This window comes from Paenibacillus protaetiae, assembly GCF_004135365.1.
GTDB lineage: Bacteria > Bacillota > Bacilli > Paenibacillales > Paenibacillaceae > Paenibacillus_AP > Paenibacillus_AP protaetiae.
Window position 1 is genome coordinate 49190 of record NZ_CP035492.1, and the last position, 14903, is coordinate 64092.

Annotated in this window: 11 protein-coding genes and 1 pseudogene; 6 read left to right on the forward strand and 6 right to left on the reverse strand. The window is 52.3% G+C overall.

The window, feature by feature from the left end; all coding sequences use genetic code 11:
- Positions 1-43: 43 nt before the first annotated feature.
- Together ET464_RS00210 and ET464_RS00215 are read left to right on the forward strand one after the other, a co-directional pair.
- Entirely contained in the window at positions 44-985 is a 942-nt protein-coding gene (locus tag ET464_RS00210; protein WP_165279854.1) for an NAD-dependent epimerase/dehydratase family protein, read from the forward strand.
- Between the two features lie 374 nt (positions 986-1359).
- Positions 1360-2391 (forward strand): hypothetical protein, encoded by a 1032-nt coding sequence (locus tag ET464_RS00215; protein ID WP_165279855.1) that lies wholly within the window; start codon positions 1360-1362, stop codon positions 2389-2391.
- Between the two features lie 222 nt (positions 2392-2613).
- Here the strand turns inward: ET464_RS00215 and ET464_RS00220 are convergent, their stop codons facing one another.
- From ET464_RS00220 to ET464_RS00245, 6 genes are all read right to left on the reverse strand, one after another.
- Complete coding sequence (locus ET464_RS00220) at positions 2614-3699, reverse strand: glycosyltransferase family 4 protein (protein ID WP_244226600.1); 1086 nt, start codon at positions 3697-3699, stop codon at positions 2614-2616.
- The gene (rfbG, locus tag ET464_RS00225) at positions 3696-4808 is read right to left on the reverse strand and encodes a CDP-glucose 4,6-dehydratase (RefSeq protein ID WP_129437197.1); all 1113 of its coding nucleotides are present in this window, start codon (positions 4806-4808) and stop codon (positions 3696-3698) included. Before rfbG ends, ET464_RS00220 begins: the two co-directional genes overlap by 4 nt.
- Complete coding sequence (rfbF, locus tag ET464_RS00230) at positions 4796-5563, reverse strand: glucose-1-phosphate cytidylyltransferase (protein WP_129437199.1); 768 nt, start codon at positions 5561-5563, stop codon at positions 4796-4798. Before rfbF ends, rfbG begins: the two co-directional genes overlap by 13 nt.
- Positions 5564-5706: 143 nt before the next feature.
- On the reverse strand, positions 5707-7893 hold the full coding sequence (locus ET464_RS20050) for a glycosyltransferase (RefSeq protein ID WP_244226601.1): 2187 nt from the start codon (positions 7891-7893) through the stop codon (positions 5707-5709).
- Positions 7890-8693: a hypothetical protein gene (locus ET464_RS00240; protein ID WP_129437201.1), complete on the reverse strand. Its 804-nt coding sequence runs from the start codon at positions 8691-8693 to the stop codon at positions 7890-7892. The genes ET464_RS20050 and ET464_RS00240 overlap by 4 nt, the downstream gene beginning before the upstream one ends.
- A 60-nt stretch (positions 8694-8753) precedes the next feature.
- On the reverse strand, positions 8754-9662 hold the full coding sequence (locus ET464_RS00245; RefSeq protein ID WP_129437203.1) for a hypothetical protein: 909 nt from the start codon (positions 9660-9662) through the stop codon (positions 8754-8756).
- A gap of 379 nt (positions 9663-10041) precedes the next feature.
- On the opposite strand from ET464_RS00245, the gene arfA reads away from it, so the two are divergent.
- The 4 genes and pseudogenes from arfA to ET464_RS00265 all read left to right on the forward strand — a co-directional run bounded on the left by arfA (position 10042) and on the right by ET464_RS00265 (position 14851).
- Entirely contained in the window at positions 10042-11553 is a 1512-nt protein-coding gene (gene arfA, locus ET464_RS00250) for an arabinosylfuranosidase ArfA (protein WP_129437205.1), read from the forward strand.
- A gap of 90 nt (positions 11554-11643) precedes the next feature.
- Complete coding sequence (locus ET464_RS00255; RefSeq protein WP_129437207.1) at positions 11644-12570, forward strand: ArsR/SmtB family transcription factor; 927 nt, start codon at positions 11644-11646, stop codon at positions 12568-12570.
- Between the two features lie 422 nt (positions 12571-12992).
- Entirely contained in the window at positions 12993-13949 is a 957-nt protein-coding gene (locus ET464_RS00260; RefSeq protein ID WP_129437209.1) for an ABC transporter permease, read from the forward strand.
- A gap of 18 nt (positions 13950-13967) precedes the next feature.
- A pseudogene (locus ET464_RS00265) lies at positions 13968-14851 on the forward strand (carbohydrate ABC transporter permease).
- Positions 14852-14903: the final 52 nt, after the last annotated feature.

The window sequence follows — 14903 nt, forward strand, 5'->3', positions numbered from 1 at the left end:
CCGGCATATGGTGTGGAGGGACACCTGCAAGGGAGGGCAGCCGATGAAATGTATCGTAACCGGCGCTGCCGGTTTTATCGGAAGCTATTTATGCTTCTATCTGAAAAGCAAAGGCCATAACGTGGTGCCGCTGGGCCGCAAGCTGCCGCAATCGTTTCTTAATGCACTGCAGCCGGAAGAGTGGCTGGAGGCGGATGTAACAAGCGAACAGACGCCGCAGCTGAACGCGAAAGCTGATCTGATCATCCATCTCGCTTCTGCAAACGAGGTGGTGTCGCGCAATGTGCAGGCAGGTCTGGCTGTATCGGTGCTCGGCACCAAAAACATGCTCGATATGGCGGTTCATAACGGCATACCGCATTTTCTATTCTTTTCTACTTTGCAAGTATACGGAACGGAGCCGGTGGGGCGCCTGATCGAGTCGGGGCCGGTTGCTCCGGTCAACGATTATGCGCTAAATCATTTGTTCGCCGAGCATTATGTCGAGATGTACACCCGCAAAGGGCTTCTCCGCGGCGCCGTCATCCGGCCGGCCAATGTATTCGGCAAGTTCAGCGCAGAAACGGTAAACCGCTGGACGATGGTGCCGGCCTGCTTTTGCCTCGAGGCGGTAGAGCAGCAGACGATTACGATTCGTTCTTCCGGGAAGCAAACCCGCAACTTTGTCAGCCTGGAAAATGTTTCGCGGGCGGCGGAAGCGGTGGCGGTTCATTTTCCAGATACGTATACGGTTGTTCATGCGGCATCCGGCCGTACGGTTTCCATTGAGGAAGTGGCGCTGATGACCAGCCATATCTACAAGGAGCTGACCGGAATAGAGGCGGTTGTCTGCAAGACGAATGCAGAGCCGCAGGCGTCTAATGTTTTTAGCGTATCGCTCGAAAAGCTGGCGTCCTTCCCGGGTTACGCGCCCGACGAGAAGATGACGCTGGAGACGGAAATTCGCGGGTTATTGATGAGCCTGCTGGAACGGGACGGGCAATAACCCCGGTTTTGCTGGACCATTAACCAATTTGGGGCGGAATAGGTGTTAATCTATGAGCCTTGTATGATAGATGCATATTTTATAGAAGCACATTAATTCGGTATAAAGGAGCGAGCGAGACTATGGTGGTTATCTCCAGCAGGAGAAAGCGGGTTCGCGGGAAAAAAAGCAGGTCTCTCAGCAGCGCCCGTAAAAGCAGAGATCACATCCGAAGCCGGAAAAAGAAAAAAAGATTAACCGGCCGCCGGTCGAGGCAAACAAGCCGCCGCGTCTTGAAGCGGAAGTTAAAGCTGAAGCCTACTGCAGCTTTAAGAAGAAAAAAAAGTATAAAAAAGCGGCGCCTCCGCCGGCTGTCCGCCAGAAGAGTGCCTCACTTGCCATCCGTCCGCCGGACGTTCAACATTGCGGCTACCTCCGATGAGCTAGTTGTATGCTCCGTCACATCGGCCAGCAATTTACACCGGGCCAAAGTTATGGCACGTTCGGTTAAAAGGTTTGAGCCAAACGCCAAAATCGTAATCTGTCTCGTTGAAGAATCCATGCATCCGCAAACGTACACCCCTTATGTCGATCATTGGACTCTGGCAAAGGATTTGAATATACCAAACTTCCATCGCAACATGTTCAAATATAATATCAACGAAGGCACAACCTCGATGAAAGCCGCAACGGTAAAATACGCCATGAATTTGTACCCGCAGCACAGCTTGTTCCTGTATTTGGATACGGATATGCGGGTCTATTATCCGTTCACCGAACTAAAAGAATTAATGAAGCAGCAGCCGATTTGGCTGACGCCGCATATTTTGAACCAGTCCCGGCATTTGGATTCGTATTTGCACCACGGCATCTTTAACTCCGGCATACTGGGGCTGACCAGATCGGAGCAGACCTACGAGTTTCTGGAATGGTGGGACCGCAAGCTTTACGAAGCGTGTTATTTTGACGACAAGCTGTTTGCGGACCAAGGATGGCTGGACTTTGCCCCGCTTTACTTCGACGCGCAAATATTGCGGCATCCCGGCTACAATATGGCGGCCTGGAACGTAGGTGAAACCGGAAGGGACATCACGCATTCGGATAACGGCTATTATTATATTTACGACAAACCGCTTGTTGTTTTCCACTATTCCGGCTTGCATTGGGGCAATCTGCAAAACAATATGAAGCGGGTTTATCCGGATGGCAATAATCTATTGTACGGCATGCTGGACTCGTATTTTGCCGAGCTGGATGAAATGGGCAAAGACGCAGTGTCCTCCATTCCTTGGAGCTACGACCGGTATTACAGCGGCGAAACGATCAAGCAGGAAATCAAAGATAGATTCAAACAAAACCCGGACGCCATCGCCAATATCGGAAATCCGTTCCAACTCAGCAACGAATTTTTTAAAAACCGGGCATAACGCCATGCAGCCCCGTATGGCCAAGCGGCTTAGCCGCAGGCAATACGGGGTTATATAATGCCGGTTTACCGGCAAGTATAACTGAAAAAGGAACTCTTCAGCAGCGCTTGCCGGCAAGCAGCGAAGCTGGAGAGTTCCTTTTGTTATGCTTCCATCCGGAATGGGCGTGCGGCGGTTTCATCATGCGTTCTGTTCCGGCAGGGCGGTTAAGTGCCCGTTACGTTATCGTTTCAATGTTTTGTTGCGCTTGCGCGCCATTTTTTTTGTTTTATTGCGCAGCTGATTGGGTTTGCCGGATTTGCTGCTAAAGCCGGCCCTGGCGGATGAAGCCTTCTTCGATTCGGCATTATGGCGGGCCGCCACTTGTTCGTAGAGATGGAGATACCGATAGGTCATCTGTAAGGTTGTAAAACGGTCCGCTACATATTGGCGGAGCATGGCAGGGGTTGCTATGCTCGAAATACGAGGAAGCTTTTGTATCATTTCCTCTGGCGTCTGGCATAGATACTCCGGAAAACCGGCGAGTACTTCGCTGGTTGCGCCGTTATTTAATGCCAGCACAGGAGTGCCGCAGGCCATCGCTTCCACCATAACAAGGCCAAACGGCTCTTCCCAAATGGAAGGGAATAAGACGCATTTGGCATGCTTCAGCAAATCCTGCTTGTGCTGGCCGCCCACCGGGCCGACATAGCTGATGTTACGGTTGCGCTGAATACGGGGTTTAATGAGCTGATCGAACAACCCGGGGTCATGAATAGGCCCTGCAATAATGAGCTTTTCGCCTGTTTGGTCGGCGATGTCAAGCGCATGCTGAATGCCTTTTTCCCGAATGATCCGGCCGATAAACAACAAATACGATTCCTTTTGCTCGCTGAATTGATATTGCTCCAATCGGATCCCGTTATATACAAAGCTGCCCTTGCTGCCGCCGAACAGCTGAAGGGCGCGGCTGCTGACATATACAGGATGCTCTACCTGATTGTTCGTCGGCAGGTGCAAGGTGCAGATGACGGGAACCGGAAAAGGCTTCATTCTCCCGACAGCCGAACTGAACGTATGGTCATGAACAAGAGCGGTTCCTTTCGGCATCGTGCTTCGTACGAAGCGGGCGATCTGGTCCTCCGGCATATCCCGGCTCGGATAGGTTATTAGAGTGCCGCTGCTGCTGCTGCCGGGCGGAGCGTATAAAATAACTTCATGGCCGGCTTGAACCAGCCCTTCCGTCAGCTCATGAACGATCCGTTCCGTCCCGCCGTCCTTGGACGGGGGGACGGTTTCGTGACAGGGAGCAACATGAACGATTCTCAAAGCGATGATCCTCCTTGTGCTGCGGCCTCGTACACTTCGATTTGCTTTAATGAAAATTGGCGCATATTTTCGCCGCTGCGGTAAGCAAGCATCCATTCGGTAATATGCGACAGCGCCGTCTCCAAACTCCAGCGCGGCTGCCAGCCGAGAGCGCTTTTGGCTTTGGAGCAGTCCAGCTTTAAATAGGCCGCTTCATGCAAATTGTCCGTTTTGTGCACATGGTAGCTTGCGCCTTCTCCCCATATATTGCAAATATGCTGGACGATCCACTCGACGGGGCGTGCATCGGTATCGTTAGGTCCAAAATTCCAGCTTTGGGCAAAATCCGCCCCTTCCAGATACAGCTTCTTGGCGAGCAGCAAATAACCGCTAAGCGGCTCCAGTACATGCTGCCAAGGCCGAATGGAATGCGGATGGCGAATCGGGATCGCTTCGCCGTTCAGCAAGGCGCGGAAGCAGTCCGGCAGCAGCCGGTCCTCCGCCCAGTCCCCGCCTCCAATGACATTGCCGGCTCTGGCTGTTGCCACGCCAACGCCATGCCGCTCATAAGCTCCGATGGGGAAAAAGGAGCTGCGGTAGGCGTGCGTGACAAGCTCCGAGCAAGCTTTGCTGTTGGAGTAAGGGTCATGCCCGCCAAGCGGCTCATATTCACGATAGCCCCATACCCATTCCTTATTGTCGTAACATTTATCGGTTGTTACATTAACGATTGATTTAATGCGGCCGCCCGATTCATTCCACGTTCTGGCCGCTTCGAGCAAATATAACGTTCCTAACACGTTCGTCTCGTACGTATCCACCGGCCGCCGGTACGATTCCCGTACAAGCGGCTGCGCCGCCATATGAATGACGATATCGGGGTCGGCAGCAGCCAAAGCGGCTGTAAGCTTGCTCCGGTCCCGGACATCGCCATCAACGCTGTTCACGAGTCGGCTGATGCCAGCCAGCTCGAACAAGCTGGGTTTTGTTGGCACGCCTGCCGAATAGCCGGTGACGCTGGCGCCCAGTTTAGTCAGCCAAAGCGACAGCCAGGCGCCCTTGAAGCCGGTGTGGCCGGTTAGAAACACTTTTTTTCCGAGCCAGAAAGGGTCCGACGTTACTTCTTCCATGGCGCACTTCCTTTGTTCCAAATTTGCTCCAGCATATTTTTGTCGCGGAGCGTATCCATAGGCTGCCAGAAACCGTCGAACCGGTATGCTGCCAGCTGGCCGTCTTTTGCCAGCTTTTCGAGCGGGTCCTTTTCGAATACGGTGTCGTCTCCTTCCAGATAGGAGAATACTTCGGGCTGCAGAACAAAAAATCCGCCGTTTACCCAGTTGTCGTCACCTTTTGGTTTTTCGAAGAAACGCTGCACCAGATGATCCTCGCTGATTTGAAGTGCTCCGAACCGCCCGTCAGGCTGTACGGCCGTTACAGTAGCCAGTTTTCCTTGTTTTTTATGAAAGTCGAGCAGCTCGTTAATGTCGATGGAAGCGAGGCCGTCGCCGTATGTCAGCATAAACGGCTCGTTCCCGACGTACGGGGCAATCCGCTTAATGCGGCCGCCGGTCATCGTATCCAGCCCGGTATCGACCAGCGTAACTTTCCACGGTTCAGTCGTCCGGTCGTGGACGAATGTATCTCCGCCTGCTAAATGATAAGTCACGGTCGAATGATTACGATCATAGTTGGCGAAATAATCCATAATGACGTGGCTTTTGTAACCGAGGCAAATAATAAACTCGTTAAAGCCGTAATGCGAATAAATTCGCATAATATGCCACAAAATCGGCTTGCCCCCGATTTCAATCATTGGCTTCGGCTTGGATTGCGATTCCTCGCTGATTCTCGTTCCAAATCCTCCTGCCAAAATAACGACTTTCATGACAACACCCTCTTTAAGTTTTGTGATGAAATGACATCTTGAGCAACCCCAACAAAACACATCGGAAGCATAAGCTTAGTTTTGTGATGAAATGACATCTTGAGCAACCCCAACAAAACACATCGGAAGCATAAGCTCCGCTTTTATTTGGCTTTCAAGCGGTGCGGCTTGCCGGCCCGCCTGATGCGGGTTGCCCGCTTGCCCGCGGTTTTGCGGACACGACGATTGCCTGTTTTTTGCAGCCGCTTCTGTGGTTTTCGCGCCGATTTTCCATATTTGCCGCGTCTTGCGGACGCGTGCGGCCGGCGTTTCCGCCGCGTTGCTCCAGGTTTTGCTTTTGCGGCGGCGCGCAAAGGCTGCATACGCGGAGGAGCAGCGGAAATTAGGGAGCGGTACAGCTGGATATAATCGTCGGTCATCCGTTCTCTTGAGAAGCGTTCTTCGGCGTAACGCCGCAGCTCCTGGGGCGAAGGGGGCTTGCTGCTAACCGCCTTGACGGCCATTTCGTCCACGGACTGGCAGATGAGATTCGGAAAGCCGGCAAGCACTTCCGGCACAGCCCCTTTAGCCAGTGCAAGCACCGGTGTGCCGCATGCCATCGCTTCAACCATCGTTAAGCCAAACGGTTCCTCCCATGTAGAAGTAAACAGCAGCCAGCGCGCATGTTTAAGCAAATTTTGCTTTGCCGCTCCGCCTACTGCCCCGACATACTTCACGTTTGGCAATGACTTTAATTTAGGGCGGATTTGCTTCTGAAACAGCTTGTGGTCTTTGATCGGCCCGGCGATGACAAGCGGCAGCTTTGTTTTTTCGGCCACTTGTATGGCGTGCATCACGCCTTTTTCTTTCATGATGCGTCCCATAAACAGCAAGTAGTTTTGCTTCGTATCGCTGAATTCGTATTCGTTCAGATTGATCCCGTTATACACGTACCGTCCGTGATTGCGCCCGTTGACGCGCAGCGCGTTCTGGCTCACATATACCGGATTAACGCCTTGATGCCTGACGGGGATATGGTGGCTGCTCACTACGGGAGCGGGCAATCGGATACTGCTTAGCGCGGAGTTGAAAGTATGATCGTGAATAATATCCGTATTAGCCGGCAGAGTCCGGGCAACGAATCGCCCGATCGCTGCCGGAGCCAGGCCTTTTGGATAAGGAATCACGTTGGCGCTGGAACGGCTTCCCCTTGCTGCGTAGACGTAAACGTCGTGGCCTAGTTGAACGAGGCGTTCCGTCAGCTCGTGAACGACTTTTTCCGTGCCTCCCTGATTGGTTGGAGGGAGCGGATAGGCATTAGGAGCGTTGGACAACACTTGGACGATACGAAGAGGCCGCTGATGATTATCCGCCGGTAAGGCCGGTTCCCCTATATCATCCGGCAGTCCCGGATAAACCGGCATGCCGGGATCCTCAAGCGCAAGGAAGGCAGCGCGCGCTTCTTCCTTTGCGGCTTTTGTAATCGGAACGCCCCGTTCATCGGCGTTATAGCTCCATGGAACGGAGCGTTTGCTGCTGAATTTGCGGAGTTCCCGCATATAACCCGCATACATTTGCTGAATCGCGCTCGTCCGCGCATGCTCGCGTATGATTTGCGGCAGAGGATGCTCCGCATGGGAGAAGTGGAAGAAGCGCAGCGGAAAGCCATTGACGCGGTACCCGGTTTTGGCGCTGCCTGTGAAATGTTTGCCTCTTTCGAACAAATTCCAATAAGCGACGTTGTACCCCGGATGCTGCAGCGTATAGACCGAAAACAAGGCCGGGGCTAAATTCATCCAGTTTTGTTCATAAAATAAACCGCGGTTGTAGTTTTCATCAAACCCGTAGCGGTCCACGCGGCGCATCCACCAGTTTAAAAAGCGGAACGCCTCCTCCGATCTTCGCAGCCCGATAAAGCCGGTGTTAAAAATACCATGCTGCATATAGCTTTCTTTGGCGTCGTAAAGCTCGTGCGGCGTCACGACGATCGGATTGCCGTGCAAGGCTGCTACCGCTTCGGATAACGGGCTGTACACCTTGGTATCGGAATCCAGCATTAAGATTAGCTGCTCGCCGGGGTAATGCTGGAACAGGAAGCGGATCAAATGCGCCTTCAGCGCGTAGGCCGCCTCGTGAATATTCCGCTGCAGCATATACATCTCGAAGTGCGGAACCCCAATTTGCTTTGCTAAAAAAATATGGTCGATGAAACGGCTGTACGCAGCGGAGGGAATGTTTCTTTCGATGAGCAGAAGAACGATCACGGCCTCAGGATGATGTTTTTTAGCTGATTCCGCCATAATTTTCACGCGGCCCAGATGAGAGGCTGATGATACGGTACATATAATCAAGAAGGCATCTCCTTCCCCGGGTTCGATAAAATGGCGTCACACTCGGCTTGATATTGATCCATAAGCATATGAACCGGCAGGAGCCGGGCGGAAGCGACCTGCGCATGCAGTTTTCCGCCGGCCGGATCAAAGCACGCGGTTTTTAAAGGAAGCCCATGCACGGTGAATTGTCCGTTCTGAACCGTTAGCGAACGGGCTTTTTCCGCCAGGTTCCAGGCTGAAAAATGGTATGCCGGATGTTTAAAGATGTGGATGCCAAAAGGCGTAACCGCCAGGCTGAGCCAGCGATGATCGCTATGCGCCGGGTTGCCGCTCCGGCAGCTCTCCATCACGCGGTCCAGCCACCACGCTGCAAATGAGCGTGTATGGCTGCTGGGGCGGAGCGCTAGCAGCCCGGCATTCATCATGCCGTTTTTCAGTCTCTCGATCTCGTCTTCGGCATTTTGTTGGGGATAAAGAAAATATGGAATGCCGACCAGATCGCAGCCTCGCAGCGCTTGAGCAAGTTCATCAATCGGCCCGTACAGCCTGGAATGCGGGTCCATATATATAATAGAATCATTATACGTATGGACGAGCGACTGAATAAAATATGCCTTGTAGGGAGACAAATCCGCTGATTCAAACGGTTTCGAAGCGATAAAAACAACTTCGTCCACGTCATCCGGCTCCCGGTAACGCCCGGCGTTGCCTGTGATGCATAAGATGATATACGCTTCAGGATGGAACTGCTTTACCGATCGGGCAAATACGGCAGCGTTCGCCAGCTGGCCAGGACCGGCAAGTGTCGCAATGATCAAAGCTGACTCACCTCTTTTTTGTTTTCCGGATTGGCTTTCGTACCGCCCGCAATCTGCGCCTTACGCCGGGTCCGCTTCTGGCGGGGAGAAATTCCTCTTCCGGCGGCGGGGCCGCAGCGGATATTTTTTGCCGGGCCGGCGCAGGTTTGGTTTTCTTCTGCTTGTTTTTCGATGATTGGTTCTGCCGGTTTTCCTTATGGGTGCCGGCTTTGCTTTACCTTTGCGCACAGGCTTAGAAGCTTCACTGCCGGCCTGCTGATCCGGCCAAAGCGGAACGCCGTCATCGAAACGAAGCTCCTCGGGGCGCGGAACATACACGCCATATTCAGCCAGCAGTGAAGCGTCCTGCGCATGCGGCGAGCCGTCCTCGTAGCCGTCATCCAGCGGAAGCGGGGCAGGGAGCGTTCGTTTTACAGGCGCCCCGTCCATAATAGCTACGCTGTGCAGAGAATGCGGAAGCAGCTTCGGCCATATGTAGCCGAGTGAGCTGCCGGATGAAGATTTGCCGAACACGGGAAGGCAAAGCCGCAGCGCTTCTGGTGTAAATACAGGTGCCGCTGAAGATACAACGTTGGTGTACCGCAGCAAATAATCGATATGATGGGCAAATAGCGGATGTTTAGCATGTTTTTTAAAAGCAGGGTGGGCGAGTGACAGCTTATATTCGGAAAACAGCTTGAACAGTTGATGTATACCGTGAACATCGGTTTGAATGTTGTCATCCGGCAGCCATATGGCCTGGTAGCCGTCAAGCAAGCCGCCAAGTTCGTTTATCCAGGCGGCCAGCGCCGCATACTTGGAGCCTTGCCGCTGCTCATAACGGTCGCAGCCTGCCGCAAAGGCGCCCGGCCGGCTGCCGCTGTAGCTGACAAATAAGTCAAAGTGGCGGGGGATAGGCGCATTCAGCCATGTTTCATGCTGAGACTGGTCTCCCGCACGCACGATGACAAGGAAGCTTCTATCTGGCATAGTACAGTCCTCCCTTGCTTATTTCTCATTGTCCATAACGTTCTACTAAACTTGTAAGCTTGTAAGCCTGCAATTGCGTCATAAGAGCCGGCTGGCCGCGAGAGCTGTCCGTTTCTACCTAACCTGCCATATTAAGTTATGCTAGAAAGAGACAGAAGCATGGACACGTATACCCGATCGCGAAAAATTGGCGTAAACCTAACGTTTGCCAGCCGGACAGATGGCGGGGAGTTAAAGTTGTCTTTGTTTATTGTATTAATAAAAATATTAATTCTACGAAGTTGTTGAAATAATTATATAAATAGGTTTTAATGAAATTGCGATTATAAGGCAGGTTTTCAGCTATAAAAATCATAGTAATCGGATGAGGTGACGGGATATGGCAAGCCATCGGGCATCTATCATTATTGACAAGGACTTTCAAGTTGGCGAAGTGGACAAACGGATTTACGGCTCTTTTATCGAGCATTTGGGAAGGGCGGTTTACGGCGGCATTTACGAGCCGGATCATCCGCAAGCGGATGAGCAAGGTTTTCGCACGGACGTGCTGGAGCTGGTGAAAGCGATTCAAGTGCCGATTGTACGTTATCCCGGCGGCAATTTTGTATCCGGTTACAATTGGGAGGACGGCGTTGGCCCTAAAGAACAGCGCCCGCGCAAGCTGGACCTCGCCTGGCGCACGACGGAAACGAATCAGGTGGGCTTAAACGAATTTATGGACTGGTGCAAAAAAGCGAACGCCGAGGCGATGATGGCCGTTAACCTCGGAACAAGAGGGGCGGATGAAGCGAGAAATTTGCTCGAATACGCCAATTATGCCGGCGGCTCTTATTGGAGCGATCTGCGCATTCAGCACGGCTATACGCGGCCGCATAATATTAAAACATGGTGCCTCGGCAATGAAATGGACGGGCCATGGCAAATCGGGGGGAAAACAGCGGCCGAATACGGCCGGCTGGCGAGCGAGACTGCTAAAGTAATGCGCTGGACCGATCCGTCGGTTGAACTTGTCGTGTGCGGCAGCTCCAGCATCTACATGAATACGTATCCGGAATGGGAAGCGACCGTGCTTGATTTGACTTACGATCAGGTAGATTACATTTCGCTGCATACCTATTACGGCAACCATAAAGGGGATTCCGCGAATTTTTTGGCACAATCGCTGGGCATGGACAGCTTCATTCATACGGTTGTATCTATCTGCGATTACACGCAGGCGAAAAAAAGAAGCAAAAAGAAAGTCAACCTGTCGTTTGATGAATGGAACGTATGGTATCATTCTAATAATCAGGATAAGAAGATCGAACCGTGGTCCATTGCACCGCCGCAGCTCGAAGATGTATACAACCATGAAGATGCGCTTGTTGTCGGCTGCATGCTCATCAGCCTGCTGAAGCGGGCAGACCGGGTCAAGATGGCGTGTCTGGCCCAGCTCGTAAACGTGATTGCGCCGATTATGACGGAGAACGGCGGCGCTGCCTGGAAACAGACGATTTTTTATCCATACATGCATGCCAGCTTGTTCGGGCGCGGAACCGTGCTAGTCCCGCTCGTGAAATCGGATAAATACGATTGCGCCGATTATACCGATGTTCCGTATGTGGAAGCGGTAGCGGTCCATAACGAAGAGCTTGGCGAAGTCACGATATTTGCGGTCAACCGCCATCTGGAGCAGGCAATCCCGTTTGAAATCGACCTGCGCAGCTTTGTGAAGGGCCAGATTATCGAGCATATCGTGCTCGAAAGCAGCGATTTGAAAGCAGCCAACACGGCGGCGGAGCCGAACCGGGTTGCGCCCCATAACAGAGGCAATGCTGCGGTTACGGATAACGGAAAAATCGAGGCTGTTCTTCCGAAAGCGTCCTGGAACGTTATCCGCATTCATGTATAAGATCATTCGCATGAAGCACGAGCCGGGTCCGCAGCGCGGGCTCGGCTTGTTTATTGCAAACAGCGAGCTGAAACGAAAAGGAGTGAACGTATGATCAGGGCAAATACGAACCCGGTTTGGCTGCCGCTGTACGAGGCGCTGGCCAGCAGCGTGCGGCTGTCCATTATTGACCTGCTGGCGGCCAAGCCCATGAATGTCAAACAGCTGGCCGAGGAGCTGGAGTTAAGCAGTGCGATCGTGTCGATGCATATCCGCAAGCTGGAGAAAGCAGGCATCGTAGAGACGCGTATGGTCCGTTTGAACGGCGGCACCCATAAAATATGCTCGCTGCTGGAGCATTCGATCGCCATCGACCTGCCGCGGGAACGCCAGGAACCGGTGAAGCAGCATGAAGCCAGCATACCGGTCGGCCACTACACCCAGTTTGAAGTGCATCCGACCTGCGGCATCGCTACCTCGGACAAAGTAATCGGGCAATTTGACGATCCCCGCTTTTTTAATGAGCCGGAGCGGATGAACGCTTCTATTATCTGGTTTGCGAAAGGTTACGTAGAATATAAGATCCCGAATTATTTGCTGCCGGGCGAGCAGCCGACGGAACTGGAAATTTCGCTTGAAATCGGTTCTGAAGCGCCGGGTTCCAATGCCAATTGGCCGTCCGATATTTCGTTCACGCTCAACGGGATTCCAATCGGCATGTGGACAAGCCCCGGTGATTACGGCGACCGGAGAGGGAAGTTTACGCCGGACTGGTGGATGGATTCCATTAATCAATACGGCCTTCTGAAAGTGATCCGCATTCAGCATAACGGCACCTTTATCGACGGTCAGAAAATGTCGGACGTTAGTATCCACGATATTGGCCTCGACCGCAATCATTGGACATTCAGGCTTGCGGTTCAAGAAGATGCGGTTCATGCCGGAGGGCTGACCATCTATGGCAAAGGCTTCGGCAATTACAATCAAGATATGCTTTTTCGCGTATTTTACCGCAGTCCTGAAGAGGGGAAGCGCTAATTGCGGTCCCCAATGCTGGCGGCCGCTTCTTTGCTGCTTTTTCCGGGCTGCAGTTATCGCCATTCCGTTCCCGCAGCTGGCGGCTCCTTCCTTTCGTCCCGATGATGAAAGCGCAGCTGAAGCAGGGAGAAATCCGTTTCTGATCTGCTTCCGCTTAAGGGCCGGCCGCTTTTTTTTCCCCATTATGACCTTTAACCGTTATCCGCTTTTCTCCTTCGCATGATGCCTGCTTCGACTTTGTTGCGAGGCGGTTTAAGCAAGCCTTTCACTCTTTTGCCATGTTTGCACTTTCTTTAAATAACCTGCGATTACCGGCGTTTTCCGGGTACAAAAATGTCTCATTGCCGGAAAATGAACCCTCGCGACATAATAGGTCAACACCGCCTCATCAGGCGATGAACGACATATGGAGGTGACAGGGGATGAAGCAAGCAACCGCTCCGGGGACGCAGACGGCCAGTAAGCCGATTCGCCGCACATGGCGCATTTCACGCTTGAAGCGGGACAAATGGCTGTATGTGCTTCTGCTTCCGGGATTGCTTTACTTTTTAATTTTTAAATACGTGCCGATGTGGGGCGTACTGCTTGCATTCAAAAACTATCAGCCGTTTACGGGGTTTTGGAAAAGCGAGTGGGTCGGGTTCGATCATTTTAAAGTGTTTTTTGAGAACCCCGAGTTTTTTATGCTGCTTCGCAATACGCTTGTTTTATCGCTGTACAATCTGATTTTCTATTTTCCGGCGCCGATCGTGCTGGCCCTGCTGCTGAATGAAATCAGGCGGGCCGTATTCAAGCGTACCATCCAAACGATGATCTACGTCCCGCATTTTATATCAATGGTTATCGTTGCGAGCTTGACCTATGTATTTCTGACGACCGAAGGCGGCGCTGTAAATGAGCTGCTTTATCAATATACAGGAAATAAAATCCAGTTCTTGTCCGATCCGGGATGGTTCCGGCCGCTCATCATTTTGCAGCTGATCTGGAAAGATTGCGGCTGGGGCACCATTATCTTTTTGGCGGCGCTTTCCGCCGTTGATTTGGAGCAATATGAAGCCGCCACGATAGACGGCGCCAACCGTTGGAGGCAAATTTGGCATATTACGCTGCCGGCTATCCGCAGCACGATCGTCATTTTGCTTATTTTGCGGATGGGCCAGGTGCTCGATAACGGCTTTGAACAAATCTATTTGATGTTAAATCCGCTTAACCGCTCAGTAGGCGAAGTGTTTGATACGTATGTGTACACAATGGGGATTACGCAAGGCGCCTTCAGTTACAGCACCGCGGTTGGCTTATTTAAATCGGTTATTGGCGTCACGCTCGTGCTCGGCACGAACTGGCTGGCCAAGAAATTCGGCGAATCGGGGCTTTATTGATGAAAGGGGTGACAGGCGTTGGTTAGACGTTACAGAACTACATCCGGCACCATATTTGATATTGCAAATTACTTGTTTCTCGCTTTGGCCGGCCTAGCCGCCGTCCTTCCGTTTCTATACGTCATCGCCGGCTCTTTCGCTTCGGATGCCGAGCTGACGAGCCGTGCCGTATTTTTTATTCCGAAGACGTTTACGCTTGCTGCCTATACGTTTATTTTTTCGACGGACACGATTGTGCAGAGCATCGGCATTTCGGTTTACGTAACGGTCATCGGCACGCTGGTTAACTTGTTTTTTACGGTAACGATGGCTTACCCGCTGGCCAAACGGCATTTATGGGGACGCAACCTGTTTATTAACCTGATTGTGTTCTCGATGCTGTTTGGCGGCGGGATGATTCCGACTTACCTGGTCGTCAAGGAGCTGCATTTGCTGGATTCATTATGGTCCTTGATGCTTCCGGGCGCGATCAGCGCGTTTAACCTCATTATTGTCAAAAACTTCTTTCAGGAGCTTCCGATTGAGGTGGAGGAAGCGGCCCGCATCGACGGCTGCTCGGATATGGGCTGTTATGGCGGATTGTGCTTCCGCTTTCCAAGCCGGTGCTGGCCACCTTTACGCTGTTTTATGCGGTTGGCCACTGGAACGACTTCTTCGCCGCTTTATTATATATTAACGACCCGCAAAAATGGCCGCTCCAGGTCATGCTGAGGCAGATCGTATTGCTGTCGCAGGCTGCCGCAGGCGATCTGAATTCGATGGACCCGAACTTCGTCAAGCCGCCGGACCAGTCGATCAAAATGGCGGTTATCGTAGTCGGCACGCTTCCGATATTGTGCGTCTATCCGTTTTTGCAAAAGCATTTTGCCAAAGGCGTATTGCTGGGTTCGGTGAAAGGCTGACCGTTCCCGCCTCAATTTGATGTAAATCCGCTTCGCCTCACCTTGCTGCGGC